26 protein-coding genes are annotated in these 25,908 nt (G+C 66.3%); 18 read left to right on the top strand and 8 right to left on the bottom strand.

What is annotated here, in order from left to right:
• Nucleotides 1–32: 32 nt before the first annotated feature.
• Entirely contained in the window at nt 33–1,616 is a 1,584-nt protein-coding gene (locus ACO1P8_RS14470; RefSeq protein ID WP_486296586.1) for an aldehyde dehydrogenase (NADP(+)), read from the bottom strand.
• A gap of 326 nt (nt 1,617–1,942) precedes the next feature.
• Here ACO1P8_RS14470 and ACO1P8_RS14465 point away from each other — a divergent pair, with 326 nt between their 5' ends.
• On the top strand, nt 1,943–2,929 hold the full coding sequence (locus ACO1P8_RS14465; RefSeq protein WP_486296585.1) for a Bug family tripartite tricarboxylate transporter substrate binding protein: 987 nt from the start codon (nt 1,943–1,945) through the stop codon (nt 2,927–2,929).
• A 100-nt stretch (nt 2,930–3,029) separates the two neighbouring features.
• A complete protein-coding gene (locus ACO1P8_RS14460) occupies nt 3,030–3,854 on the top strand; it encodes an amidohydrolase family protein (RefSeq protein WP_486296584.1) in 825 nt (274 codons plus the stop codon).
• A 13-nt stretch (nt 3,855–3,867) separates the two neighbouring features.
• Here ACO1P8_RS14460 and ACO1P8_RS14455 read toward each other — a convergent pair whose 3' ends face one another.
• From ACO1P8_RS14455 to ACO1P8_RS14445, 3 genes are all read right to left on the bottom strand, one after another.
• A complete protein-coding gene (locus ACO1P8_RS14455) occupies nt 3,868–4,518 on the bottom strand; it encodes a GntR family transcriptional regulator (protein WP_486296583.1) in 651 nt (216 codons plus the stop codon).
• On the bottom strand, nt 4,509–4,982 hold the full coding sequence (locus ACO1P8_RS14450) for a MarR family winged helix-turn-helix transcriptional regulator (RefSeq protein ID WP_486296582.1): 474 nt from the start codon (nt 4,980–4,982) through the stop codon (nt 4,509–4,511). The genes ACO1P8_RS14455 and ACO1P8_RS14450 overlap by 10 nt, the downstream gene beginning before the upstream one ends.
• A gap of 114 nt (nt 4,983–5,096) precedes the next feature.
• Entirely contained in the window at nt 5,097–5,522 is a 426-nt protein-coding gene (locus ACO1P8_RS14445) for an organic hydroperoxide resistance protein (protein WP_486296581.1), read from the bottom strand.
• A 298-nt stretch (nt 5,523–5,820) separates the two neighbouring features.
• Between ACO1P8_RS14445 and ACO1P8_RS14440 the strand changes: the two genes are divergently transcribed.
• Nucleotides 5,821–6,105, top strand: a complete 285-nt coding sequence (locus ACO1P8_RS14440; RefSeq protein ID WP_486296580.1) for a hypothetical protein — start codon at nt 5,821–5,823, stop codon at nt 6,103–6,105.
• A gap of 94 nt (nt 6,106–6,199) precedes the next feature.
• Here ACO1P8_RS14440 and ACO1P8_RS14435 read toward each other — a convergent pair whose 3' ends face one another.
• Nucleotides 6,200–6,445 (bottom strand): KGG domain-containing protein, encoded by a 246-nt coding sequence (locus ACO1P8_RS14435; protein ID WP_094841178.1) that lies wholly within the window; start codon nt 6,443–6,445, stop codon nt 6,200–6,202.
• Nucleotides 6,446–6,824: 379 nt separating this feature from the next.
• On the opposite strand from ACO1P8_RS14435, the gene leuS reads away from it, so the two are divergent.
• From leuS to ACO1P8_RS14405, 6 genes are all read left to right on the top strand, one after another.
• The gene (leuS, locus tag ACO1P8_RS14430; RefSeq protein ID WP_486296579.1) at nt 6,825–9,485 is read left to right on the top strand and encodes a leucine--tRNA ligase; all 2,661 of its coding nucleotides are present in this window, start codon (nt 6,825–6,827) and stop codon (nt 9,483–9,485) included.
• An 11-nt stretch (nt 9,486–9,496) separates the two neighbouring features.
• The gene (locus ACO1P8_RS14425; RefSeq protein WP_486296578.1) at nt 9,497–10,192 is read left to right on the top strand and encodes an LPS-assembly lipoprotein LptE; all 696 of its coding nucleotides are present in this window, start codon (nt 9,497–9,499) and stop codon (nt 10,190–10,192) included.
• Nucleotides 10,193–10,199: 7 nt separating this feature from the next.
• Complete coding sequence (gene holA, locus ACO1P8_RS14420; protein ID WP_486296577.1) at nt 10,200–11,255, top strand: DNA polymerase III subunit delta; 1,056 nt, start codon at nt 10,200–10,202, stop codon at nt 11,253–11,255.
• An 82-nt stretch (nt 11,256–11,337) separates the two neighbouring features.
• Nucleotides 11,338–12,603 carry a glutamate-5-semialdehyde dehydrogenase gene (locus ACO1P8_RS14415; protein WP_486296576.1) on the top strand — a complete coding sequence of 422 codons (1,266 nt, stop codon included), beginning with the start codon at nt 11,338–11,340 and terminating at the stop codon, nt 12,601–12,603.
• Nucleotides 12,604–12,794: 191 nt separating this feature from the next.
• The gene (locus tag ACO1P8_RS14410; RefSeq protein ID WP_486296575.1) at nt 12,795–13,217 is read left to right on the top strand and encodes a CopD family protein; all 423 of its coding nucleotides are present in this window, start codon (nt 12,795–12,797) and stop codon (nt 13,215–13,217) included.
• 13 nt (nt 13,218–13,230) lie between these two features.
• A complete protein-coding gene (locus tag ACO1P8_RS14405; RefSeq protein ID WP_486296574.1) occupies nt 13,231–14,760 on the top strand; it encodes a THUMP domain-containing class I SAM-dependent RNA methyltransferase in 1,530 nt (509 codons plus the stop codon).
• A 136-nt stretch (nt 14,761–14,896) separates the two neighbouring features.
• Here ACO1P8_RS14405 and ACO1P8_RS14400 read toward each other — a convergent pair whose 3' ends face one another.
• Together ACO1P8_RS14400 and pxpB are read right to left on the bottom strand one after the other, a co-directional pair.
• Nucleotides 14,897–15,916 (bottom strand): 5-oxoprolinase subunit C family protein, encoded by a 1,020-nt coding sequence (locus ACO1P8_RS14400; RefSeq protein WP_486296573.1) that lies wholly within the window; start codon nt 15,914–15,916, stop codon nt 14,897–14,899.
• Nucleotides 15,913–16,644: a 5-oxoprolinase subunit PxpB gene (gene pxpB / locus ACO1P8_RS14395; protein WP_486296572.1), complete on the bottom strand. Its 732-nt coding sequence runs from the start codon at nt 16,642–16,644 to the stop codon at nt 15,913–15,915. The genes ACO1P8_RS14400 and pxpB overlap by 4 nt, the downstream gene beginning before the upstream one ends.
• A gap of 210 nt (nt 16,645–16,854) precedes the next feature.
• On the opposite strand from pxpB, the gene ACO1P8_RS14390 reads away from it, so the two are divergent.
• From ACO1P8_RS14390 to ACO1P8_RS14375, 4 genes are all read left to right on the top strand, one after another.
• The gene (locus tag ACO1P8_RS14390) at nt 16,855–17,034 is read left to right on the top strand and encodes a hypothetical protein (RefSeq protein WP_486296637.1); all 180 of its coding nucleotides are present in this window, start codon (nt 16,855–16,857) and stop codon (nt 17,032–17,034) included.
• A 387-nt stretch (nt 17,035–17,421) separates the two neighbouring features.
• Nucleotides 17,422–17,877, top strand: coding sequence for a DUF1330 domain-containing protein (locus ACO1P8_RS14385; protein ID WP_486296571.1), 456 nt, complete (start codon nt 17,422–17,424; stop codon nt 17,875–17,877).
• Entirely contained in the window at nt 17,877–18,623 is a 747-nt protein-coding gene (locus ACO1P8_RS14380; protein WP_486296570.1) for an alpha/beta fold hydrolase, read from the top strand. The genes ACO1P8_RS14385 and ACO1P8_RS14380 overlap by 1 nt, the downstream gene beginning before the upstream one ends.
• 9 nt (nt 18,624–18,632) lie before the next feature.
• Nucleotides 18,633–19,169: an RDD family protein gene (locus ACO1P8_RS14375; protein WP_486296569.1), complete on the top strand. Its 537-nt coding sequence runs from the start codon at nt 18,633–18,635 to the stop codon at nt 19,167–19,169.
• A gap of 102 nt (nt 19,170–19,271) precedes the next feature.
• Here ACO1P8_RS14375 and ACO1P8_RS14370 read toward each other — a convergent pair whose 3' ends face one another.
• Nucleotides 19,272–19,976 carry a GntR family transcriptional regulator gene (locus ACO1P8_RS14370; protein WP_486296568.1) on the bottom strand — a complete coding sequence of 235 codons (705 nt, stop codon included), beginning with the start codon at nt 19,974–19,976 and terminating at the stop codon, nt 19,272–19,274.
• 122 nt (nt 19,977–20,098) lie between these two features.
• Between ACO1P8_RS14370 and ACO1P8_RS14365 the strand changes: the two genes are divergently transcribed.
• Genes ACO1P8_RS14365 through ACO1P8_RS14345 form a run of 5 tightly spaced genes read left to right on the top strand, consistent with a single transcriptional unit; the run spans nt 20,099 to nt 25,900 of the window.
• Complete coding sequence (locus ACO1P8_RS14365; RefSeq protein ID WP_486296567.1) at nt 20,099–21,109, top strand: Bug family tripartite tricarboxylate transporter substrate binding protein; 1,011 nt, start codon at nt 20,099–20,101, stop codon at nt 21,107–21,109.
• A gap of 4 nt (nt 21,110–21,113) precedes the next feature.
• Nucleotides 21,114–23,504: a xanthine dehydrogenase family protein molybdopterin-binding subunit gene (locus ACO1P8_RS14360; RefSeq protein WP_486296566.1), complete on the top strand. Its 2,391-nt coding sequence runs from the start codon at nt 21,114–21,116 to the stop codon at nt 23,502–23,504.
• Nucleotides 23,501–24,343: an FAD binding domain-containing protein gene (locus tag ACO1P8_RS14355; protein ID WP_486296565.1), complete on the top strand. Its 843-nt coding sequence runs from the start codon at nt 23,501–23,503 to the stop codon at nt 24,341–24,343. The genes ACO1P8_RS14360 and ACO1P8_RS14355 overlap by 4 nt, the downstream gene beginning before the upstream one ends.
• Nucleotides 24,336–24,809, top strand: a complete 474-nt coding sequence (locus ACO1P8_RS14350) for a (2Fe-2S)-binding protein (protein WP_486296564.1) — start codon at nt 24,336–24,338, stop codon at nt 24,807–24,809. Before ACO1P8_RS14355 ends, ACO1P8_RS14350 begins: the two co-directional genes overlap by 8 nt.
• Nucleotides 24,806–25,900: a DODA-type extradiol aromatic ring-opening family dioxygenase gene (locus tag ACO1P8_RS14345; RefSeq protein ID WP_486296563.1), complete on the top strand. Its 1,095-nt coding sequence runs from the start codon at nt 24,806–24,808 to the stop codon at nt 25,898–25,900. The genes ACO1P8_RS14350 and ACO1P8_RS14345 overlap by 4 nt, the downstream gene beginning before the upstream one ends.
• Nucleotides 25,901–25,908 lie beyond the last annotated feature (8 nt).

The raw sequence follows: 25,908 nt of genomic DNA, 5'->3' as shown, positions 1-25,908 counted from the left end.
CCGTGCGGCGCAGGCGGGACGCCCTTTCCTGCTTACGGCAGCAGGCGCTTGCCGTCTTCCAGACGCGGAATCCGTGCCAGGTTTTCCGGGCGCAGCGACTCCGGCAGCAGTTGCGTGGGCAGGGCCTGATAGCTGACGGGCCGCAGGAAGCGGCGGATCGCCAGCGTGCCGACTGACGTAAACCGGCTATCGGATGTGGCCGGGAACGGCCCGCCGTGCACCATGGCATGAGCCACTTCCACGCCGGTCGGCCAGCCGTTGGCCAGGATGCGGCCGGCCTTGCGTTCCAGTACCGGCACCAGCGAACGCGCCAATTCGTAGTCCGCCTCTTCCAGATGCAGGGTGACGGTCAATTGGCCCTCGATGCGTTCGGCAACCTGGCGCATATCGTCGATCGACTTGCAGCGCACCACCATGCTCGATGCGCCGAAGACCTCGTGCTGCAACGCGTCCTGCGAAAGGAAGTTGCCGATGGACGTCGAAAACAACGCCGCGCGGCCGCGGTTCGGGCCTTCGCCGGCGCCGCCGCGAGCGCATACCTGCACGCCCTCGGCCTTTTCCAGCGCCTGTACGCCTTTCTCATACGCGCCATGGATGCCGGGCGTCAGCATCGCGCTGGGAACGTGCGCGGACAGCGCCTCGTCGGCAGCCTTCAGGAAACGATCCAGGTCCGGACTTTCCAGGGCCACCACGATGCCGGGGTTGGTGCAGAACTGCCCCGCGCCCATGGTCAGGGAGCCGACGAACGCCTTGCCCAGGTCGGCGGCGCGTGCGGCCAGCGCCCCCGGGAACAGGAAAACCGGATTGATGCTGCTCATTTCGGCAAAGACCGGGATGGGTTCGCGCCGCTTGGACGCGATGTCGACCAGCGCCAGACCGCCGCCGCGCGAACCGGTGAACCCCACCGCCTTGATGCGCTCGTCCCGGACCAGCGCCGCGCCCGTTTCGATGCCGCCCAGCAACAGCGAAAACACGCCTTCCGGCATACCGCATTCGCGCGCCGCGGCCTGGATGGCGCGGCCTACCAGCTCGCCGGTGCCGGGATGCGCGGGATGGCCCTTGACCACGACGGGGCAGCCCGCCGCCAAGGCGGAAGCCGTGTCGCCGCCCGCCACGGAGAATGCCAGCGGGAAATTGCTGGCGCCGAACACCGCGACCGGCCCCAGCGCGATATTGCGCAGGCGGAGATCGGGGCGCGGCAGGGGCTGGCGGTCAGGCATCGCGGGATCCACTCGCACGTCCAGGAATTCCCCGGCGCGCACGACTTGCGCGAACAACCGCAACTGCCCCACCGTGCGGGCGCGTTCGCCTTCGATGCGCGCCGGGGGCAGCGCGGTTTCGGCCACCGCGCGATCGATCAGCGGCTGGCCCACCTGCATGATCTGCTCGCCAATGGCTTCCAGGAAGCGGGCACGGTCTTCCAGCGAGGTTTCGCGGTAGGCGTCGAAGGCGGCCCACGCCAGTGCGCAGGCCTGCTCGACCTCGGCCGGGCCCGCCTGGGCGAAATCGGGTGCCAGCGTTTCGCCGGTGGCCGGGTTCACTGCCTTCAGCGTCCGCTGGCCGTTGTCGACGGCACGCTGGCCGATGAGGATTTCGCCGGTAATGGGGCTGTTCACGTTCTCTCTCCTATGATTCTTTTGCGATCCCGACGGCGGACTCCGCCATGCTGGCGGGTCGCGCAGCCGATACGCCGCGAACCGATGATGATACCGCTATCGTGCTTCGGGATCGGGGCCACCGCCCCCCCCGCCGCAGCGCGCCACTGCGGCGATAAATCGGACCGTTTGTTCCACATATTTTTGTATGCAAAAATATATAAAAATCGATTCTTGAATTCCCGACGATAGGGCGAACGCGCGGTCCGATCGCGGGGAACGATGAACCACTTCTTACTAACGACCCTTGGGGCCGCCGGCCAGCGGCCCCTCGCAGGAGACAGTCCATGAAACCATTCCCCCGGGCCAGGCGCCACTTTCTGGCGGCCGCGTTCTGCGCCGCCGCGATCCTGGGCATGCCCGCCGCGGCGCAGGCCGCCTATCCGGACAAGACCGTCCGCATCATCGTTCCCTACGCGCCTGGCGGCTCCGGCGACGTCTTCGCGCGGCTGATCGCGGAAAAATTGACTTCCCGGCTGGGACAGACCTTTATCGTCGAGAACCGTCCCGGCGCGAGCGGCGCCATCGGTGCCCGCTACGTCGCCGACGCACCCGCGGACGGCAGCATCCTGCTGCTGGGACAAACCGGCGAAATCATCGTTACCCCGCTGCTCTCCACCACGCTGAACTACAAGCCGGAGAATCTGCTGCCCGTCGTGCTGGTGGGCGATTCGCCGCTGGTCCTGTCCGCGCACCCCACGGCGACCTTCAACACCGTCCAGGAGATGATCGCCCAAAGCAAACAGCGTCCGTCGGGCTTTAACTACGCCTCGTCGGGGACCGGTACGCCCGGCCACCTGGCCGCCGCGGCACTGGCGCTGAAGACGGGCGCCAAGCTGACGCACGTTCCGTACAAGGGCGGCGGCGCCGCCCTGAGCGATTTGCTGGGCAATCACGTCGACATGTTCTTTTCCGGCGCCCCGGGCGTACTGCCGCACTTCAAGAGCGGCACACTGAAGCCGATCGCGGTCTCCACGCTGGAACGCTCGCCGGCGCTGCCGAAGGTGCCGACGGTGGCGGAGTCCGGCCTGCCCGGCTTCTCCTTCAGCCTGTGGGGCGGACTGTTCGCGCCCAAGGGGACGCCGGCGGACGTCATCCAGAAGCTGAATACCGAGGTCAACGCCATCATCGCCGATCCGCAGACCCGCAAGCGGCTGGAAGCGGAAGGCGCCGTGGTGAAGCCGAACTCCGTCGAGCAGTTCATGCAATTCCTCAGCGCCGAACGCGCCCGCTACCAGGAAATCATCAAGGAAACGGGCGTCAAGCTGGATTGACGTCCTCCCGTGCGAACCCGATACCGCTCGCCGGCCGGTATCCGGGCGCCAGGGCAACACATCCGCCGGCTGCGCCTTTTTTCCAAACGAGGTTAGCCGCATGACGCCTCCCGCCATTCCCGCCTGGGATTGCCACACGCACGCTTTCGACGACCCCCGGCACCGCCCCGTGCTGCCGGGCTCCCACTACACGCCGCCGGTGCGCACCTGGCAGGATCTGTCGCGCATCGGCGCGGCGCAGGGCATCGAGCGCTTCGTCCTGGTCCAGCCCAGTGTCTATGGCAGCGACAATAGCCTGCTGCTGGACGCCCTGCGTGAATCGGATGGGCGCGCGCGCGGCGTGCTGGTAGTGCCCGACGAAACCAGCGAAGCGGAACTGCTGCAATGGCGCGCGCAAGGCGCGCGCGGCGTGCGCTTCAACGCGGTCTCCGGCAGCGGCAACGGGATGGCCGGCTATACGCGCCTTGCCCCGCGCCTGCGCGCCGCCGGCTGGCATGCGCAGTTTTTCGTGGCGCCGCAGGCGCTGGCTGCGGTCCATGAAGCCATACGCAATGGGGAGGGTCCCGATGTGGTCGTGGACCACCTGGGCGGCGCCGCCAACGGACCCGAATATGCCGGCATCCGCGAAGCCGTATTCCGCCTGCTGGATACCGGCCGCGTCTGGCTGAAGGCCTCCGGCTTTTACCGCTACGGTTATCCCGTCGCGACCTGGGCCGCGCATTTCGGCGATCTGCTGCGCGAGCTGGCGCGCCGCTACCCCGAACGTATCGTATGGGCGTCGGACTGGCCGCACACGTGGTTTTTCGACGCCGCGCACGGGCGGCCCATGCCCTATGGCGACCTCGTGGACCTGCTGAAAGATTCGGTGAGCGACACCGATTTCCAGCGCATCCTGCGGCAGAATCCGCGCGCGCTCTACGATTGACCCGGGCGCGGCCTCAGTTCTCGCGCGACTGCTTGGCGCGCAGGATTTTCAGCCGCTCCAGCAGGGCGTTGCGGATATGCTCGCGCGCCACCTGCTCGGCGCGCGCGGGGTCGCCATCGCGGATGGCTTCGTAGATGGCCTGGTGTTCGCCATGCGCGGCGTCCGGGCGCCCCGGCGTTTCCAGCGTACTGCGGCCCAGCAGGTAGGTGGAATCCGTCAAGGACTGCAAGGCACGGATCAGGAATTTATTGTGGGCGGCGCCGTAAATGGATTGGTGGAAAGCCAGATTGGCTGCCACCGGGTCGCCACCGTGCCGGCCTTCCTCCAGGATATGGGCCATGTTGCCGATTTCCGCTTCGCTGGCGTGCTTGGCGGCGAAGCGCGCCGCGCCGCCTTCCAGCAGCTCGCGCATGGCATAGAGTTCGGTGACCGATTGCTGATCCAGCGACGTCACCACCAAACCGCGACGCGGTTCGTGGGTGACCAGGCCTTCGTCTTCCAGGCGCTTCAGGGCTTCGCGCACAGGCGTGCGGCCCATGTCCAGCAGCTCGGCCACCTCGATTTCGCGCAGGCGGTCGCTGGCGCCGAAGAACCCCATCAGAATGCGTTTTTTCAGCTCCTGGTATGCCAGATTGGCCTGCGTGTTCTGCTTGGCTATGGGCATGTGGAATCCTGCAACGCAGCTCGCAGGGCGTCCAGCCGCTTGATCATCCCGCCGGCCTCGGCGGCACTGCAACCGGTGGCGTGCAACACCCCGGGCGGGACGGCGCGGGCCTTGGCCTTCATCTGCCTTCCCTGCTCCGTCAGCGATACGATCACCTGCCGCTCGTCGCGGGAGGCTCGTGCGCGCTCGATCAGGCCGGCGGCTTCCAGCCGTTTCAGCAATGGCGTCAGCGTGGCGCTGTCCAGGAACAGACGTTCGCCGATGGCGGACACCGTCAGGCCATCCTGTTCCCACAGGACCAGCATGACGAGGTATTGGGGGTAGGTCAGATCCAGGTCGGCCAACAGCCTGCGGTAGACCTTGCTCATCGCCAGGCTGGTGGAATACAGCGCGAAACACAGCTGGTTTTCCAACAGCAGATAAGGGTCGCCGCCTGATGAAGAGGGATGTGACATAGCGGACATATTAAATCGTGCGCGATCCACAGGCCAGCGCGGCGCGGCTGCCACTGCAGGCAAGCCGCGCCGCGCGGGGACCGTCGCCGCGTACCGGCCTTTCGGACGGGCACGCCGGGATCATCAGGCCAGGGTCAACGTCACATCGATATTGCCGCGGGTCGCGTTGGAGTACGGGCAAACGATGTGCGCCTTATCGATCAGCTGGCGGGCCTGCGCCGGGTCCACGCCGGGGATAGCGATGCGCAATTCGACCTCGATACCGAAACCGGTGGGGATGGCGCCGATACCCACCGAACCGGTGATGCTGGTTTCAGCGGGCAGCGCTACCTTTTCGCGTGCCGCCACGAACTTCAGCGCGCCCAGGAAGCAGGCCGAATAGCCCGCCGCGAACAGTTGCTCGGGATTGGTGCCGGGACCGCCGGCGCCACCGAGTTCGCGCGGCGTGCTCAATTGGATGTCCAGCACGCCGTCGGAAGACACGGCGCGGCCGTCACGGCCGCCATTGGCGGTGGCTTGGGCACGGTAAAGCACTTTTTCGATAGACATGGCGAACTCCTTACTGGTCGTGGAAGCCGGGCCGGGCGGGCCGCTGGCCGGGTTTGATATTTCCTGGCGTCTGGCGCCTGAAAGAAATATTAGATCGCACACGATTTAATTGCAAGCTATTTATTCTGCCGTGTCGACCCGCCCGTTCCTGCACAACCCGGGATCGCGCATTCGGCGGTTCAACCGCTCGACCGCGACCGGCCGTCGGGTACGACGATTGCCGCAGGCACTGCGTTGCCCGCGCGTCGGGCGCTTGCGGCCCAACACCATGGAACACTGGAAAACACACGAAATTACCTTGATCGCCCGCGACCGGGCCGGCCAGGCCGAACGCCAGGCGACAGTGCCTTGCGAATCGGTCTCTTGGCAACCGCCCGGCGACATTCCGCCGTCTCGCGACGACGGAACGGCACCGGGTTATCTCATCGCGCGAGGCGTCGATGTCGCGCGGCTGGCCGATTTTTCATGGTCGCCGACGCATGTCCGCTTCCACGCCGAAGGCTATATGGAAGCAAGGGAATTCGCGGTGACGGGCTTCGAGGCCGACTCCGAGGCACACACCTTGAAACTGCCCATTCCCTGATGCGACCCGTGTCCGCCGGCCACGCTGGCCGGAACGAAGGCCGCGCGACGGCCTCCATCGCCGCCCTTGCGCGTGCAGGTCGCGGGGTGCCGCCTCAACGGTCCTTGGCCGGATCCGTCGCCGCCGCGGGCGACTCGGGCGAGCCGGCGGGTTGCGCCTGGCGGGCCGCGTGCCGCTTGGTGGCCGCCGCCCGCGCTTCCTGGGAAGTAAAGCGATGCGCCTTGCCCAAACGATGGGCCGCCCTGCCGCCCTGCGCGGCAATTTCACGCTGGAACTCCGGCCCCATGGCGGCGAAACCACGCGGCTTGCGCCGCTCCTTTTGATCCTGGTTATCGGTCATATCAAAACCCCTGGTGGATGGTGGTGGTTCAGGAGCCGGCCTGGGCGCAATGCGCATGCCCGCCCACCGCCGGGAAAATGCGCCGCCCCGTGCGCCACAGCAATGACCCGCTCCGCTTGCGGCGCGCCGGAGACGGCGCGGCCTGGAAAGCGGCGCGAAAGCGCCGCCACCCGGGGTGCCCGCCAGCAACTATTACGCCCAGGGCGCGGGATGCGCCGGCGACTCCTGCGTCGAGGGCGCGCGGGCGGGCGCAGGCCGCCAAGACGAGAAAACCGGCCGCGGAATCGCCGCCGGTTGGCAGAACCTATAATCAAGGGTTTTGACCGTACCCCCGCGTCGGCGGGGGCGGCCCTTATTCGTCATCGATCCTATCCAGCCCATGCAGGAACGCTACAACCCCAATGCCGTCGAAGCCGCCGCCCAGGACGTCTGGCGCCGCAATGACGCCTATCGTGTCAGCGAGCACGCCCGCAATGCCAGCGGCGCCGAAAAGCCGAAGTTCTACGCGTGCTCCATGCTGCCCTACCCCAGCGGCAAACTGCATATGGGCCACGTCCGCAACTACACCATCAATGACATGATGGCGCGGCAACTGCGCATGCGCGGATACAACGTGCTGATGCCCATGGGCTGGGATGCCTTCGGCATGCCCGCGGAAAACGCCGCCATCAAATCCAAGGTGCCGCCGGCGAAGTGGACCTACGACAACATTGCCTACATGAAGAAGCAGATGCAGGCGATGGGACTGGCGATCGACTGGTCGCGCGAGATGAGCGCCTGCGATCCGGCTTACTACAAATGGAACCAATGGCTGTTCCTGAAAATGCTGGAAAAAGGGATTGCCTATCGCAAGACCCAGGTCGTGAACTGGGATCCGGTAGACCAGACCGTGCTGGCCAACGAACAGGTCATCGACGGCCGCGGCTGGCGGTCGGGCGCCCTCGTCGAAAAGCGCGAAATCCCGGGCTACTACCTGCGCATTACGGATTACGCGGAAGAACTGCTCGAACAGGTCAAGACCGGCCTTCCCGGCTGGCCGGAACGCGTACGCCTGATGCAGGAAAACTGGATCGGCAAGAGCGAGGGCGTGCGTTTCGCCTTCCTGCACGACATCCGGGACGAATCCGGGCAAAAGGTCCAGGACGGCAAGCTGTACGTCTTCACGACGCGCGCCGACACCATCATGGGCGTGACCTTCTGCGCCGTCGCGCCGGAACACCCGCTGGCGACCTTGGCCGCGCGCAGCAACCCGCAGTTGGCCGAATTCATCGAAAGGTGCAAGCTGGGCGGCACCACCGAAGCCGAATTGGCGACGCGCGAAAAAGAAGGCCTGCCGACGGGGTTGACCGTTACCCATCCCTTGACCGGCAAGCCGGTCGATGTCTGGGTCGGCAACTACGTCCTTATGAGCTACGGCGATGGCGCGGTCATGGGTGTGCCCGCGCATGACGAGCGCGATTTCGCCTTCGCGCGCAAATACCACCTGGAAATCCGCCAGGTCGTGGACGTGCCGGGCAAGACCTATTCCACCGACGCCTGGCAGGAATGGTATGGCGACAAGCAGAGCGGCCGGCTGATCCACTCAGAAAAGTACGACGGCATGACGGGCAAGGAAGCGGTGGATGCCATCGCGGCCGATCTGGCGACCCTGGGCATAGGCGAAAAGCAGACCACCTGGCGGCTGCGCGACTGGGGCATTTCGCGCCAACGCTACTGGGGCACGCCCATCCCCATCATCCATTGCGCCGACTGCGGCCCCGTACCCGTCCCGGAAAAAGACCTGCCGGTGGTGCTGCCCGAAGACCTGATCCCGGATGGCTCGGGCAATCCGCTCGCAAAGAACGAAGCCTTCCTGTCCTGCACCTGCCCCACCTGCGGCAAGCCGGCGCGGCGCGAGACGGACACGATGGATACCTTCGTCGATTCCGCCTGGTATTTCATGCGCTATACCTCGCCGGGCAACAACGACGCCATGGTGGACAGCCGCAACGATTACTGGATGCCCATGGACCAGTACATCGGCGGGATCGAGCATGCGGTGCTGCACCTGCTGTACGCCCGCTTCTGGACCAAGGTCATGCGCGACCTGAACATGCTCAAGTTCGACGAGCCGTTCACGCGCCTGCTGTGCCAGGGCATGGTGCTGAACCACATCTATTCGCGCAAGACCGAACACGGCGGGATCGAATACTTCTGGCCCGACGAGGTCGAAAACGTCTACGACGCCAAGGGCGCCATCGTGGGCGCGCGGCGCAAGTCCGACGGCAGCGAAGTGAACTACGGCGGCGTCGGCACCATGTCGAAGTCCAAGAACAACGGCGTGGATCCGCAATCGCTGATCGATACGCTCGGCGCGGATACCGCCCGCCTGTTCGTTATGTTTGCCAGCCCGCCGGAACAGACGCTGGAATGGTCTGACTCGGGCGTCGAAGGCGCCAACCGCTTCCTGCGCCGACTGTGGTCGCACGGCTGGGCGCAACGCGAATCGGTGGCGGCCGGGCTGGCGGCGCGCGCGGTGGACTGGCAGGCGGCCCCGGCCGCCGCCAAGGATCTGCGCCGCGAGATCCACATCCTGCTCAAGCAGGCCGACTACGACTACGAACGCATCCAGTACAACACGGTGGTATCGGCATGCATGAAAATGCTGAACGCCATCGAAAACGCCGACTTGCCCGCCGACGCCGCCGCGGACGCCGCACGCGCCGAAAGCCTGGGCGTCCTGTTGCGTGTGCTGTACCCCGTCGTGCCGCACATCGCCTGGCATTTGTGGAACGACCTGGGTTATGCGGACCTGTACGGCGATCTGCTGGATGCGCCATGGCCGGAGGTCGACGAAGCCGCGCTGGTGGCCGACGAGGTCGATCTGATGCTGCAGGTCAACGGCAAACTGCGCGGCGCGCTGCGGGTATCCGCGCAGGCCACGCGCGAACAGATCGAAAGCCTGGCCGCCGCGCACGAGGCCGTGGGGCGCTTCCTTGAAGGCCGGCCGCCGAAACGGGTTATCGTGGTGCCCGGCAAACTGGTCAACGTCGTAGGTTAATGAGGTACCGCATGAATTTCGCCAGGCTAGGGAATCGCCCGGTGGGCGCACGGGAACGCGGCCGGGGATGGGCGCTGCGCGTCGCCGGCCTGGCAACGCTCATGCTGCTGTCCGCCTGCGGTTTCCAGATGCGGGGTACCACCCCGCTCCCTTTCGACTCGCTGTATGTCGGCATTCCGCAGAATTCCCGGTTCGGCGCCGAAGTACGGCGGGCGATCGCCGCGGCATCGCCCGAGACGAAGCTGCTCGATAGCCCCAAGGAAGCCGAAGCGCAGTTGCAGCAGATCCGCAATGCGCGTTCGATGCGCGAGGTATCGCTCAATGCCCAGGGCAAGGTCGAGGAATACGAACTGGGGCTGGTCTTCACCTTCCGCGTGATCGACGCCAAGGGCCGGGCCCTGCTGCCGGACACCACGCTCGAAGCCTACCGGGAAATGCCTTACAACGACCAGGTCGTGCAGGCCAAGGAAGGCCAGGCCGAAAGCCTGTACCGCAATATGGAACAGAGCCTGGTCAGCCGCATCGTGCGGCGCCTGACCGCCCCCGACGTGCGCCTGGCGATGCAAAAGGCGCAATCGGCCAAGCCCGGAGAGGACGTGGGCCCGGTGTACAGCACCACGCCCCCGCCGCAGAACAACCGGCAGCCGTGGAACCGCCCGAACATCACCAACGGCCCGCCCAGCCTCGACGAAGATACTTCCTACTGACAGGCCCATGGCGCAATCCCTGGACGCCGAACGCTTCGCCGACCACCTGCGGCGCGCCGGTGCGCAACTTGCCCCGCTGTACACGATCAGCGGCGACGAACCCCTGCTCGTCACCGAAGCGATGGACAGCCTGCGCGCGGCGGCGCGCGCCGCCGGCTACACCGAGCGGACGTCGCTGGTCATGGACGCGCGCAGCGACTGGAGCGCGGTCGTCGCCGCCACCCAGACCGTTTCGCTATTCGGCGACCGCAGGCTGCTGGAACTGAAGATCCCGACCGGCAAGCCAGGCAAGGCCGGCGGCGATATGCTGGCCAGGCTGGCCGAACAGGCCGACAGCGGCGGCGATCCCGACACCGTCATCGCCATCGGCCTGCCCCGCCTGGACAAGGCCACCCGCGAAAGCCGCTGGATGACTGCCCTGGCCCGGGGCACCGTGGTGGATATCCCGAACATCGAACGCGCGCGGCTGCCGGCCTGGATCGGCGAGCGGCTGGCGCGCCAGAACCAGCGCGCCGACGCCGCGACGCTGCAGTGGATGGCGGACAAGGTCGAAGGCAACCTGCTTGCCGCGCACCAGGAAATACAAAAGCTGGGTCTGCTGTACCCCGAAGGCGCACTGGATGCCGAGGCCGTCGAACGGGCTGTGCTGAACGTCGCGCGCTACGACGTGTTCGGCCTGCGCGATGCCATGCTGGCCGGCGACGTGGGACGCACGGTGCGCATGCTGGACGGCCTGCGCGCGGAAGGCGAAGCGCTGCCCCTGGTGCTCTGGGCTGTAGGCGAGGAAATCCGCATCCTGGCCCGAGTCGCCCAGGCGCGCGCCAGCGGCCAGGACAGCGGCGCGGCCATGCGGCGCCTGCGCATTTTCGGCGCCCATGAGCGCCTTGCATTGCAGGCCCTGTCACGCGTGCCTGCCGGCGCATGGCCGGCCGCCGTCCAGCACGCGCACGACGTGGACCGCATCATCAAGGGCCTGTCCGTGCCCGGCAGGCTATCCGACCCCTGGGAAGAGATGACGCGTCTGGCACTGCGGGTAGCGGCGGCGGGCCGGCGCCAGGCCTGATCGCGCGGACGGCGGCCGGCCGCGAACGGATACACTACGAAGTCATCCAAACCGCGCTCGCAATGCCGACTCACCGATTGCCATGTCCACGCAGACCGTACAAGAAGCCATGATCACCCTGGGCGTGAACGCCCGTCGAGCGGCGCGCGAGATGATGCGCGCCAGCGGCGTGGCGAAGGTGCGCGCCCTTCATGCCATGGCCGATGCCGTCGAGGCCAATCGCGACGCCCTGAAAGACGCCAACCGGCAGGACCTGGACGCCGCCCGCGAAAACGGCCTGACGGCGGCCCTGCTGGACCGCCTGGCACTGTCCGACCGGACGCTGGATCTGATGGCGGACGGCCTGCGCCAGGTCGCTGCCCTGCCCGACCCTGTCGGCAGTACCGGCCCGACGACCGTGCGGCCCAACGGCATGCGCGTGGCGCAGATGCGAGTCCCGCTGGGCGTCATCGGCATCATCTACGAGTCGCGGCCCAACGTCACGATCGACGCGGCGGCCCTCTGCCTGAAATCCGGCAATGCCGCCATTCTGCGCGGTGGCAGCGAAGCGCTGCGATCCAATCTCGCGCTGGCGGCCATCGTGCGCCAGGGCCTGGAGGCCGCCGGCCTGCCGGCCCATGCAGTACAGGTGGTCGACACGACCGACCGCGCCGCCGTCGGCGAGCTCATCACCATGACGGAACACATCGACGTCATCGTGCCGCGCGGCGGCAAAAGCCTGATCCAGCGCATCAGCGCGGAAGCCCGCGTCCCGGTCATCAAGCATCTGGACGGCAACTGCCACGTCTATATCGATGCCGCGGCGGATCCCGAAAAAGCCCACGCCATCGCGTTCAATGCCAAGACGTACCGCTACGGCGTATGCGGCTCGATGGAAACGCTGCTGGTGCACGCGGCCGTCGCCGCGGCCATCCTGCCGCGCCTGGCCGATGCGCTGATTGCCTACGGCGTTGAACTGCGCGGCTGCGCGCGCACCCGGGATCTCGTGCCGGCCGCCAAGCCGGCAACGGATGCGGATTGGGCGGAGGAATACCTCGGCCCAATCCTGGCCGTCCGTATCGTGGACACGCTGGACGAGGCCATCGATCACATCGGCCGCTGGGGTTCCGGGCATACGGACGCCATCGTCACCGAAAACCTCGGCGCAGCCCGCCGCTTCCAGCGCGAAGTGGATTCCAGCTCGGTCTACGTCAACCTGCCCACCGTATTCGCGGATGGCTATGAATACGGATTGGGATCGGAAATCGGCATCTCCACGAACCGCCTGCACGCGCGCGGTCCGGTGGGACTGGAAGGACTGACCACGTACAAATGGGTGCTGACGGGCGAAGGACAGCTTCGCGGTTGAGATCCTGGCGCCATCCCCGCCCAGCCCGGTGAGCCGACGCGGCATCGCGCATCGCCTCCCTGCGGCGCGAGCAGCCATCCCCTCATCGTGGACCGGATCCGCGTAATATCGCGTGACCCGACGCCGACGTAAACAGGCCACCGGCCTGAAATACGCGTTCCGCCCCCCCCCTTGCACCGAGGTATCAACCCATGCTCTGGATCAAGACCCTGCACATCGTGTTTATCGCCGCCTGGTTCGCGGGCCTGTTTTATCTGCCGCGCATCTATGTGAATCTGGCCCAGCACGACGAACCCGCGGTGCGCACGGTACTGCTGGGCATGGCGCGGCGCCTGTTCCGCTTCACTACCCTGCTGGCCGTCATCGCGATCATTTTCGGGCTCTGGCTTTATATCGGCTACGGTATCGGCATGGGCCCGGGCAACGGCTGGATGCATGCGAAGCTGTTCTTCGTGCTCTTGATCATCGGCTACCATCACGCCTGTGGCGTCATGCTGCGCAAGTTCGAGCAGGGACGCAACACGCGCCCCCATACTTTCTACCGCTGGTTCAACGAAATCTCGGTGCTGCTGCTGTTCATCGTGGTGGCGCTGGTGGTCGTCAAGCCTTTCTAGATCTTCCTATTCCATGTCCGCCGACGACTCCGACCGCCCCCGCAAAACGCTTACGCTATCGAAGCGCCCCGCCGGCAGCGCGCCCGGCGCAAAGCCGGGAACGCGCACACGCAGCGGCGCCCGGGCAAGGCTGGTGGCCTTGCAGGAAAAGCAGCGGGAAAAGTCGCGGGCGGAAGAACCTTCCCCACCGCCACGTCGCCAGCGCGCCGAAGCGCCACGGGGCCGCCACGATGGCGATCCGCGTTTCGCGGCGCATCCGGAGCAGCCGCGCATGCGTGCGCGCAATACCGGCACGCGCAAGGCAGAGCGGTTCCACGTCTTCGCATCCTGCCCCCAAGGCCTGGAAGAAGTACTTACCATCGAACTGCAGGCGTTGGGCTACGAAGACGCGCGCGCCGGCCGGGCAGGCGCGCACTTCAGCGCCGACTGGGAAGGCGTGCAGCGCGCCAACCTCTACTCGCGTCTGGCCGCGCGCATCCTCGTACAGGTGGCGCAGGGGCCGGTGCAGGACGAGAACGATCTGCTGGACCTGGCATACGCCACGCCCTGGGAACGCTGGTTTGGCGCCGAGCAAAGCCTGCGCGTGGACACCTCGGCGATCAAGAGTCCCATGCGCAGCCTGCAGTACTGCAATCTGCGCGTCAAAGACGGCATCTGCGACCGCCTGTTGGACCGCGAAGGCGCGCGGCCCGATATCGATACGGTGCGCCCCGACGCACGCGTGCACGCTTTCCTGACCGCCGATACCGCGACCCTGTATCTCGATACCAGTGGCGAATCGCTGTTCAAGCGCGGATGGCGCCTGGACAAAGGCGAAGCGCCGCTGCGCGAGAATCTGGCGGCGGGCATGCTGGCGCTGGCCGGCTGGGATCCCGCCGCGCCCCTGCTGGATCCTTTCTGCGGCAGCGGCACCATCCTGATCGAAGCCGCATGGATCGCGCTGGGCGTGCCGCCGGGCATCGCGCGACCCTTTTCCTTCGAACGCCTGCGCGACCACGACGAGCGCCGCTGGCACGACATGAAAGACGACGCGCGCGCGCATATCCAGCCCACGCTGGATACGCCCCTGTTCGGCTACGACGTCGATCCCGCCGCGATCGAGCATGCGCGCCGCAACGCCGAACGCGCATGGCTGACCGAAAACGCCATCCAATTCGAAATCGGCGACGCCCGTACCCTGCATGCGCCCGCGCACCAGGGCTGGATCGTCACCAATCCGCCTTACGGCGAACGGATGCCGGCAGGCCAGGATGAGACCCTGTGGCGCGAGTGGGCGGCCTGCCTCAAACGGGAATTCGCGGGCTGGCAGGTGCATGCCATTTCCAGCGACATGACGCTGCCGCAGAAGATGCGCCTGAAGCCGCTGCGCCGTATTCCGCTGCACAACGGGCCCCTGGACTGCCGCCTGTTCGGCTTCGAGGTCGTCAGCAAAAGCTACCGCGACAAACCGGCAGACCGCAACGCCGCGCATGATGGTGGGGATGCGGACGACGCGCATGCGCCTTCCGACATGGACGAGACGAACGACGGGAAAGACGAATAACCCCGCATGCATCCTGCCGGACGAAATTGTAGAACCCGATACGGCTTGTCCCCATAGGCCGCCAAGGCGGCGCTATCGTTTATCGGCGCCGCGATCTGCCCTCGTCAACGCTGCAAGCACCCTGGCAACAGGGCTCTCAATCGCAGTCAGGGTCCGTTTCGGCCAACACCGGCGCCATCGCCCGCTCGACCTGTCCGCGCAGCCCCGCCAACGACGCTTCGCGCTCCAGATACAAGGTTTGCGCCTGTTCCAGCGTAATCGTCGCGAAACGAATGCGATCGCCGGGCACCGCCTGCGCCAGCAGGGGCAGGTCGACGCTGGCGACATAGGCGATCTTGGGATAGCCGCCAGCACTCTGGCGGTCGGCCATCAGCACGATAGGGCTGCCGTCCGGCGGGACCTGGACGGTGCCGAAGGCAACTGCCTCGGACACCATTTCCAAGGGTTCCGCGAGCGCCAGGCGGGCGCCGCTCAAGCGGTATCCCATGCGATCCGAGCGGTGGTCGATCTCGAACGACTGCTCCAGGAAGGCGGCGCGGGTGGCGTCGGTGAAACGCTCCCATTGAGGGCCGGGCATCGCACGCAGCGCATCAGGCGCGCTACCGGCCACGGGTATGTCGAACTGGCCCGCGCTTATCCAGGGCAGCCCGCACTGCACCAGCAGGCGGGTCGCCGCCGGATAGCCGGCATCGGCCGCGCACAGCGGCAACCGGTCATCCCGCGCCAGCGCCCGCCCCTGGAACCCGCCGTAGCCGCCGCGCAGGAAGGTGCTGCGGCTGTCCATGACGGCCGGCACGTCGAACCCCCCACGCACGGCCAGATACACGCGAGCGCCGCGGCGGCGCTCGCCGAAGCTGAGCGTCGTTCCGCCACGCACCAGCAATGGCTGGTTCAGCGGAACGGGAATATCGTCGATGCGCGCGCGCAGATCGGCGCCCGACAGCGCGATCAGGCGGTCCCGCGTGAAACGCAGCGTGGGGCCGGTCAACGTGCATTCCAGCGTGGCGAAGGATTCCGGGTTGCCGACCAGAATGTTGGCGACGCGGTGCGACCATTCATCCATGACGCCATTTACCGGCACGCCGTATCGCTGGTGCCCATAACGGCCCAGGTCCTGGAGTTGGGACAGCGCGCCCGGCTTGAGGACCCGTATCATCGCCTCGCCTCATAAAGACGGTCGAATTCGGCGGCGGAGATCGGCACGAAATGAAGGCGATCCCCCAGGCGCAGCCGCACCGGCGGATCCTGCGCCAGATCGAACAGGCTCCAGGGTGTGCGTCCGATCAGGTTCCAGCCCCCCGGCATCGCCAATTGGTAGATCATCGACAGGCCGTTGGCGATCGCCACGGAACCCGCCGGCACCTCGGTACGAGGGGTGGCCCGCCGCGGCACCGCCAGGCGCGGGTCCAGGCCGCCGGCGAAAGGCGTGCCGGGCGCGAAAAAGAAGGTGTACACCACGAGGGGCGAGGCGCCGTGCAGGTCGATGACCTCCTGCGTCGTCAGGCCGCAGCGCCGGGCGACCTCGTCGAGGTCGGGTCCGTACGTTCCACCGTAACAGGCGGGAATCTCCACCAGCCGGGACTCCGCCGCGACGTCGGGTATGCCGCGGCTGAACCGCCCGCGCAGCTCCGCTTCCAGGCACGCAAAGGGTGTCGTGTCGCGTCCCGCATAGGCTTGCGGCAGGTAATGCAGGGCCACGGTCGTAAATGCCGGCACCACGTCGATCACACCCTCGAGGGGTTCGGCCAGCAAATGCGCCGCCAACGCCAGCACCGCGCAGTTAACCTCCGCGTTCACCCGGTCGCCCAGCGTAATGAGAAGGCAGCGATCGCCAACAGGGTCGATACGCCAGGCCGGAACGGGAGCAAAGGCGGGGGTGTCCATGCGCGGATTGTAGAGCTTGGCTCGCGTTATGCGGCCCCGTTTTCAGCTGCTCTGCTGCGGCGACGTCGCCGGGACCCAAACTGTTGCTTTTCCGCGACTTGCATTATCTAGGGTTAACCCCTAAAATTCGGGTTATCCCTAGAGCGCGCGAAATGAAGTGACCCCATCTGACGGAACGCGGCGCTTGCTTTTAGTACCCAGGATATTATCGTGAACGAACGTGAACCGCTCCGCCTGACTGATGAACTGGAACGCCAACTGATGCGCCAGGCCATTGAAGAACAATTCCGCCCCCGTCCCCTCCGGGCCCTGGGCAAACTGATCAGCAAGCTCGGCCGCTCCTTCCGGGACCCGGCCGGCCGCCACAGCGGCGAAGCAGTCCGCGCCTGAAGCAGCCTCAAGAGGCTCCAGCGCCCTGCAAAGCTTAAGTTCCCCTTGGGGGCTGCATAAGCCCCTTTTAAAACCCGCCCTCGTGGCGGGCTTTTTTTTGCCCTCGCGGCCTGGAACTTCGCCGGGCCCGGCTGACGCCTGCGAGAGCACGTCACTGCAAGGTGCAACGGCCGGCTTTTTATACCCGGGTATTATTGACGGATTATTTTCACCCGGGTATTATTTGACGACGCCGCTCTATGAAGGGTGCTTCAGGTCCCAACACGACTGCGGGAGCTCCGCAACCGAATGCCGACCGTCATGAGGGCGCACGCAAGCGATGCGGCCCGCCCCATGTAGGTCTTCGACATGCGACCGGCGTTTCGACACTGACACGAGAAATCAAAAATGGCCACTCCCCTTCCGCGTTTCCTGGAGCCGACGCAGGAATCGGGACGCGCGTTTGTCCTGCGGGGAATGCAGGGCAGCATCGTCATGATGAACCTGTTGCGCTTTCGCGAAATTGCCGATTATTCCCGCAATCCGGAGCTGGCGGCAAAGACGCCGATCAGCGGTGCCGAAGCGTTTGATCGCTACATCCGCCACACGCTTCCCTTGCTGCGCGCAAGCGGCGGTGAACTTCTATTTCTCGGTGCCGGAGGCCCCCTCTTGATCGGGCCCGAACACGAACGGTGGGATCTGCTCATGATGGTCCGCCAAAGCAGTGCCCAATCATTCCTCGCTTTCGCGGACAACCAAGAGTACCTCGCCGGAATGGGACACCGGACGGCTGCAGTCGAAGACTCACGCCTTCTTCCCGTCACGCAGCTCGATGGGGCCGAATTCCATAAGGGAATAGACTGATGAAATCCGTAGAAGCAAACGGCATCACCATAGGCTATGACAGTTTCGGCGATGAAAACGTTGAGGTCATTCTGTTGATCTCGGGCCTTGGCGCTCAGATGATCCGGTGGACAACGCCATTCTGCGATCGCCTGGCGGCTAAAGGTTTTCGCGTCATCCGGTTCGACAACCGCGATGCAGGTCGCTCGACGTATTTCACACACGTTCCGCCACCGGATTTTTCGGCATTGGCCAATGCGATCGCGGCAGGTCGAACGCCGGACGTGCCTTACACGCTGCACGACATGGCGGCGGATGCCATTGGGTTGCTCGATAGCCTGGAAATCGACCGTGCACACGTCGTTGGCAGGTCGATGGGGGGCATGATCGCCCAATTGATGTCCAGTGAATATCCCGAACGGATATTGTCGCTGACGTCCATCATGTCCAGCACCGGGAATCCGAATCTTCCCCCGGCCGCGACAGACATCATGGCGATGCTGACGACACGCGCGCCTCACCCCTCCAAGGATGAAGCAGGATTCCTGGAGCATAGCCTTGCGTTTGCCCGGCGCATCGCAAGTCCTGGCTATCCATTCAACGAGGAAGCCCACCGAATCCTGGTTTTGGAAGAACTGAGGCGCGCCTACGATCCGGCCGCGTTCGGAAGGCAATTGGGCGCGATCGCCGATGCGATCGGCAGAACCGCGCGCAGGCGTGGCGCAGGGCCATCTTCCCCGTCGGACGGGGGCAAATCTGTCGGATAATACGCGGCTATGAACAATCCGCCCGTCCTGCCCACGCCGCCGCGCCTGCGCCGTTTCGCCTGCATGATGTACGAGGCTGTCCTGCTCTTCGGCGTGGTCTTCCTGGCCGATTATCTGTTCGACACCCTGACCCAAAGCCGCAGCGGCCTGATGCTGCGTACGGCCCGCCAGGTATGGCTTTTTCTTGCCATCGGCTGCTATTTCGTCGTTTGCTGGGCCCGCTCGGGCCAGACGCTGCCCATGAAGACCTGGAATATCCGGCTGGTGGGTCGGGACGGAACCCCGGCGTCCTTGGCACGGCTGGTGTGGCGCTATGGCTTCGCCTGGATCCTGCCGATGATCGCGGCGCTGGCGGTCTGGGGTATCGAATCAGTGACGCACTGGCCAGCCACGCTGATGTTCATCGTGGCCGCGCCGTTCGCCGTTTTCGTCGGGTCGTGGCTGGATCCCGAAGGCCAGTTCCTGCATGACCGCTGGGCCGGCACCCGGCTGGTGTCCGTGCCCCACACGGCCAAGGCGGCACGCAAGGGCGCCCTCGGCGCCTGAAGCGCGGCGCAAGCGGCCTTCCCCTGGCCGCCTTTCGGCGCCCCGCACCCGCCCTTCCGGATCCTTGCAAGGCCGCGCTCACTCCCCGTTCGGGGACCGCGCCTATTCCGCGAGCTCCGGCGTGCGTTGCGCGGAAATCGAGCGCGTCGCCATCGCCTCGGTATGCCGCAGATGCGCGATGGTCAGACGACGCGCCTCATCGGCATTCTGCGCGAGGATCGCTTCGTACAGGCGCTGGTGCTGACGCATGGATTCCTTGCGCTCTTCCCACTCCGCCACGAAGAAATACCGGCAGAGCCGCAGTTCCAGCTCCTGAATCACCGAGAAAGCCAGCGCATTGTCGGCCGCCTGCGCGATCACCGTATGGAATTGGGAGTTGATGCGGGAGCTGCTGACGAAGTCGTTGCGCTCTACCGCCCGCTCGCCCTCCTCTACCAGCGCCAGCAGTTGCTGAAGGTGGGCGGCGCGGCGCCGGTGGGCTGCCATGGCGGTGATCTCCGGCTCGATGATCTGGCGCAACTCGAAAAGTTCATGGAGCTCGGCCATCGACAGACGCCGCACATAGGTGCCCCGCCGGGGCGCCGACTCTACCCAACCCTTTGCTTCGAGCGCCTTCAATGCTTCCCGCACCGGGATTTTGCTGACGCCGAATCGTTCGGCAAGCTCATCGATCAGCAGCCGTTCCCCCGCGCGCAGCTTGCCCGTCACGATCTGCTCGAACAAAGCTTCGTACACGTTCGGCAGACGGGCCGCGCGCGCCTCCCCGCCTGCGGTTGAAGACCTGGGGCCCTCAGCAATGGTTGCCATGGATGTTCCGTTTATCGCGGCCCGAGTCGAGCCAGATTGTGCTTGACATGCTAGCACGCTCAGATATTATTCTGTCATCTCGTATACTTTAATTGATAAACGTATACTTCAAGGGGTGAATAATGTTCAGAATCTTCAATGCCGGCGGAGCCGGCTGGCTCCAGCGCAGGGTGCGCGCGGGCTGTGCGGCAGGCATCCTGGCCTGCGGGCTTGGGACCGCCAGCGCGGCCTACCCGGACCGTCCCGTCACACTCGTCGTGCCCTTCGCCGCGGGGGGAGCTTCCGATATCGTCGCGCGGCTGATCGCGCAGCAGCTGAACGATGAATACCACCAGGCATTCATCGTCGAAAACAAACCGGGCGCCAGCACCCAGATCGCGACGCGCTTCGTGATCAACGCGCCTGCAGATGGCCATACGCTGCTTCTGGCCACGACGTCGGTCGTCAACAACGCCTACCTCTACAGGAACCTGAACTACGACGCCGAACGCTCGCTGCGGCCCGTTGTCGGCCTGGTCGACGTTCCCGCTTTCCTCATCGTGGGCCCCACCATGCCCGCGAAGACGGTGCCGGAGTTTCTTACGATTGCGCACCAGCGATCGGACAACAACAAGTTGTCATTCGGTTCCGCCGGCACGGCCAGCACCCTGCATCTGGCGGGCGAGTGGCTCAACCAGGTCGAACATCTGAAAGGCGTCCATATCCCCTACAAGGGAAGCGGGCCGGAAGTCGTCGCGCTCGCGTCCGGCGAGGTCGACTATTCCTTCGAAAACCTCGCGCCCGCCCTGCCCCAGGTCAGCAACGGGCGGGTCCGCATCCTTGCCATCGCCGGGCCGAAACGCTTTCCCACCCTGCCCGAAGTGCCCCCGATGAAGGATTTCGGCGTGCCCGATACCGACATGGCCAGCTGGTTCGTCCTGCTGGCCCCGGCCGCCACGCCGGACGCCGTCGTCCAGCAATTGAATGCCTCCGTCAATCGCATCCTGGGCAGGCCGGATATCCAGAAAAGGCTGCTCGACCTCGGCCTGGTGCCTACCGGCGGCACCCCGCAGCAACTGGCCGACCGCATGAAGGCCGACAGCCAGAAGTGGATCGCCATCATCAAGGCGGGCAACATCACCGTGGATCAATGACGTCATGGATAGCGTAGACGCGCCCGTGCGCGATGCCGGCATGACGCAGGGGCTGATCGGCGCCCGCGTCCCACGCAGGGAAGACGCGCGCCACCTGGCCGGCGCCGCGGCATTCATTGCCGACATCGCCGTGCGCGACTGCCTGGAAATCGCCTTCGTTCGCAGTCCCGTGGCGCACGGCGTGCTCAAGGGCGTGCGGATCGGCGAAGATGTCCCGCCGCAAAACGTGCGGCTGGCGCGGCACTTCGAAGGACGGGCGTTGCCCATCAAGGCGGAACTGCTGCGGGAGGGCTTTCACGGTGCGCCTTATCCGCTGTTGGCAACGGACAAGGTGCGCTTCGTCGGCGAGCCGGTGGCGCTGGTCATGGCGCCCACCCGCGCCCAGGCGGAGCGCTGGGCGGAAGCCATCGCGCTGGATATCGAAACGCTTCCGCCCGTCCTGGACGCGCGGACGGAATGGGAAAAGCCCGGCGTTCCGTTGCATGGAAACCTGGACTCCAATTTGATCATGCGGGCCGCGCGCACGATCGGCGACTTCGATGCGATCGAAGCGGCGACCGCGCGGGGCGATGCGGGGCTGCGCCGGGTTTGCCGGCGCTTCACCATGGAAAGGGTGCTCGCCAGCCCGCTGGAGGGCCGCGGCTGCCTGGCCCAACGCGACAAGGCGAGCGGCGCGCTGCACGTCCATCTATCGACACAGCGCCCGCATCTGATACGCAGCTTCATCGCGCAGCAGATCCCGGGCCTGCGGGAGAGCGATCTGCGCGTCATCGTGCCTGACGTGGGCGGCGGCTTCGGCGCCAAAAGCAACCTGTATCCCGAAGAAGTGCTACTGACCGCCCTGGCCATGGAGCTGGACCGCCCGGTGCGGTGGATAGAGGACCGCTACGAACATTTCGTCGCCAGCAACCATAGCCGCCAGCACGATCAGGACATCGCAGCCTATTTCGACGAGAGCGGCCGCATCCACGCGATCGACGCGACCTTCATCGTGGACGGCGGCGCCTATTGCGCCAAGACGTCGACGGGCGCGATCGAGGCCAATATGGCGGCCAACGTCATGCTCGGTCCCTACGATATCCGGAACTACCGCTACCAGGCGATCAGCATCTACACGAACAAAAGCCCGGTCGGCCCGTATCGCGGCGTCGGCCGTCCCGGCGGTTGTTTCGCCATGGAGCGCATCGTCGACGAAGTGGCGCATATCCTGGACATGGACCCGGTGGACGTACGCCGGCGCAATCTGATTCCATCCATGAAGATGCCATACGTCACGGCGACCGGCCTGGCCTACGATTCCGGCGATTACCGCCAAGCGGTCGACGAGGCGGCGGCCCATGTGCGGGCGAACTGGACGGACAGCCGCCCGGCGTATGCCCGCACGCGCATCGGCACGGGCTACGCCGTGCTGGTGGAACAGGCCGGCCATGGGTCGGAGGAATGGTTCCGCCGCGGTTCGCCGACCGTCTATGGACATGAAGCCGCCCGCGTCAGCCTGAACGGCGACGGTACGCTGGAGATCGACGTCGGTACGCTGGCCCATGGACAGGGTCATGCCACCAGCTATGCCCAGATCGCGGCGCAGATCACCGCCGTCGCGCTCGCCGATATCCGGGTACGCCAGGGTGACACCGCGGCCGCCCCATACGGCATGGGAACGGTGGCATCGCGGTCCATCGTCATGGGCGGCGGTGCGGTCGCCCAGGCCTGCGCCGCGCTCATCGACAAGGCACGGCGAATTGCATCGGCCAATCTGGGCGACGCGCCGGGCGCACTGCAATTGCGCGACGGCGCCCTGCACGGCGCGCACGGCAGCCTGACGCTGGCGGAGATCGCCCGCATCTCCACCGTACAGATACACAAGCTGCCCAAGGACATCGAGCCCGGCATGTCGCTGCAAACCTTCTACCGGCCCACCGTGGAAACGGGCACGTTTTCCTACGCGGTCCACGCCGCGCGCGTCGAAGTCGATATCGACACGGGCTTTGCCAGGATCCTGGACTACCTGGTCGTGGAGGATTGCGGCACGGTGGTCAATCCGCTGATCGCCGACGGCCAGGTGATCGGCGGTGTCGCGCAGGGCATCGGACAGGCCCTGTACGAGGCCATGCGCTACAACGCCGACGGCCAGCCTCAGACGGTGACGTTCGGCGATTACCTCGTACCCAGCGCCCTGGAAGTGCCCCGCATCGAAATCATCCATCTGTGCACGCCATCGCCGTTCTCGGCCTTCGGCGTCAAGGGAATGGGAGAAGGCGGTTCGGTGCCGCCGCCCGCCGCCATAGCCAACGCGATACGCGCGGCGCTGCGCGAACGGGACGTGGCGGTGGACCGTACGCCCATCGAACCCGATTACCTGCTCGCGCAGTGGCTCGCGGCGGGAGAGAAACCGTGAAACTGCCGGACTTCGAATACCGCGCGCCCGACACATTGGACGGGCTGCTGGAAATGCTGGCCGCCGCGGGCAGCGACGCGAAGGTGCTGGCCGGAGGCCAGAGCCTGCTGCCCACGATGCGCTACGGATTGGCGCGCCCGATGGTACTGATCGACCTGAAACGCGTGCCCGCGCTGCGAGGAACCCGAGCGCAGGATGCCGGCCTGTCCATCGGCGCCATGACGACCCACGCCGACCTCGCTCGCGCCCCGGCGGACACGCCGGCGGCGGCGCTGCTCGCCGCGCACGCGGCGCAGATCGCCTTTCCCGCGGTGCGCACACGAGGGACCGTCGGCGGCAGCCTGGTCCATGCCGATCCCGCGGGGGACTGGCCCCTGCTGCTATCCGCGCTGGATGCGCGCGTCCGATTGCGCAGCCTGCGCGGAGGGCGTGAAGCGCCATTGAGTGCGTTCATTCAGGGGCCGCTCGCCACCGACATCGAGATCGACGAAGTGCTGACGGACATCATCCTGGACGCGGACAACGCGTGCCTGACCGCGTGGGGGCGCGCCAAGCTGATGCACCGGGCCGGTGAATATGCCACCGCCTCGGCGGTGGCATTGCGCCGCGCGTCGGGGCACTGGTCGTGCTGGATCGCCGCGCCCAGCGCCGGCCCGCGCCCGCTGCCGGGGTGCGCGGCCTTGCTCCAGGCGGGCTGCGCCGACCCCGGCGCGCTGTGGGACCAGGCCGGGCGGGAGATCGCCGGCCTGCTCCCCGACGAACCGGCCGTGGCCCGCTACCGCCATGCCGTGAACCTGATACGCGCCATCGACCAGGCGCGGGAGCCTCGCCATGACTGATATCCGGATAAGCGTGGACCTGACGGTGAACGGCAGCGCCGCGACGCTGACCGTCGAGCCCAACGCCAGCCTGGCGGACGCCCTGCGCGAACAGGCCGGCACGACCTCCGTGCACCTGGGATGCGAACACGGCGTTTGCGGCGCCTGCAATGTCATCGTCGACGGCGAAGTGGCGCGCGCCTGCCTGATCCTGGCCGCCGCCTGCGCGAACAGCACCATCACCACCGCGGAGGGACTGACCGATCCCCTGTCGCACCGCCTGCGCGACGCCATGCACCGCCATCACGGCCTGCAATGCGGCTTCTGCACGCCGGGCATGCTGATCACGGCCCACGACATGGTGTCGCGCGGCCAGGCGACCTGCCCCGCCGGCATCCGCGAACAGCTGTGCGGCAACATCTGCCGCTGCACGGGCTACCAGGGCATCGTCGCCGCGATCCAGACCACCATAGAGGAATCGACATGAGCCCAACCCCGCGAGCCGGTATCGTCGGCGTGGCCTGCGTGCCGCACGCGCCCCAATTCCTGTCCCGGCCGGACACCGAAGACCCGGATCGGATCGAACGCGTCAGAGCCGCGATGGCGCAGGCGGGCGAACGGCTGCGCGCGCTGCAGCCCGACTGCATCATCGTGGTGTCCAACGATCATGGCGACCACTTCGTGACCCATTCCGTGCCCGCGTTCTGCGTGCATGCCGCGGCGACCGCCGACGGCATGCACAAGCACCGCGGGGACTGGACGCTCGATCCCTCCATGGGCTATGGACTGGTGCGCCGCATGGAAGAGGAAGGTTTCGATCTGGCCTACACATTGTCGGCCAAACTGCCGACGGCTTTTACCATCCCCTACGCGTTCATGGGCTTCGATCGCGGCATTCCGATGACGCCCATCTTCGTGAATGCCTACGTGCCGCCGCAGCCTTCGCCCCTGCGCTGCCATGCGTTCGGACAGGCGCTGGCACGCGCCGTAACGCGCATGGGACGCCGCGCCGTGCTGATCGCCAGCGGCGGTCTGTCGCACTATCCCGGGACCGTGCATTACCCGAATCCCGATGTCGAGACCGACACGGGGCTGTACGAGCAGATGCGCGCCGGCAACCTCACCGGCCTGCTCGCGCTGGACGAGGCCGCGCTGGACCGCACAGGCAACCTGGAACTGCGGGAGCCGCTGATCGCCGCCGGCGCCATCGGCAATCGCAAGCCCTTCCTGGCCACTTTCGAACCTTCCTGGCACCACACCTATAGCGTGCTGGCCTGGGACCTGACCGAGGACGAGCCGGCGGCCCCCTTGATCTACCCCGCGCTGCCGCCGCGACGAGTCGCCCTGGTCGAAGCGCTTTACCGGCTGCGCAGCGACCCGGACAGTGCGCAACGCTACCTGGCCGATCCGCAGGCATGGTGCGATGCCTATGCCCTTGCCGCCGACGAACGCGCAGCCTTGCTGGAGATGAATCCGGACCGGCTACGCGATGAATTTTCCATCCATGCGTTGCTGACCTCCGGGGCCGCCACGCAATTGCGCCTGCTGCGCGAACGCACCGCATCCTCCAACCCTTAGGAACTTGC

This window comes from Bordetella sp., assembly GCF_057362025.1.
Note: the sequence above shows the minus strand (reverse complement) of the source record. Positions and strands in the feature narration are given on the sequence as shown.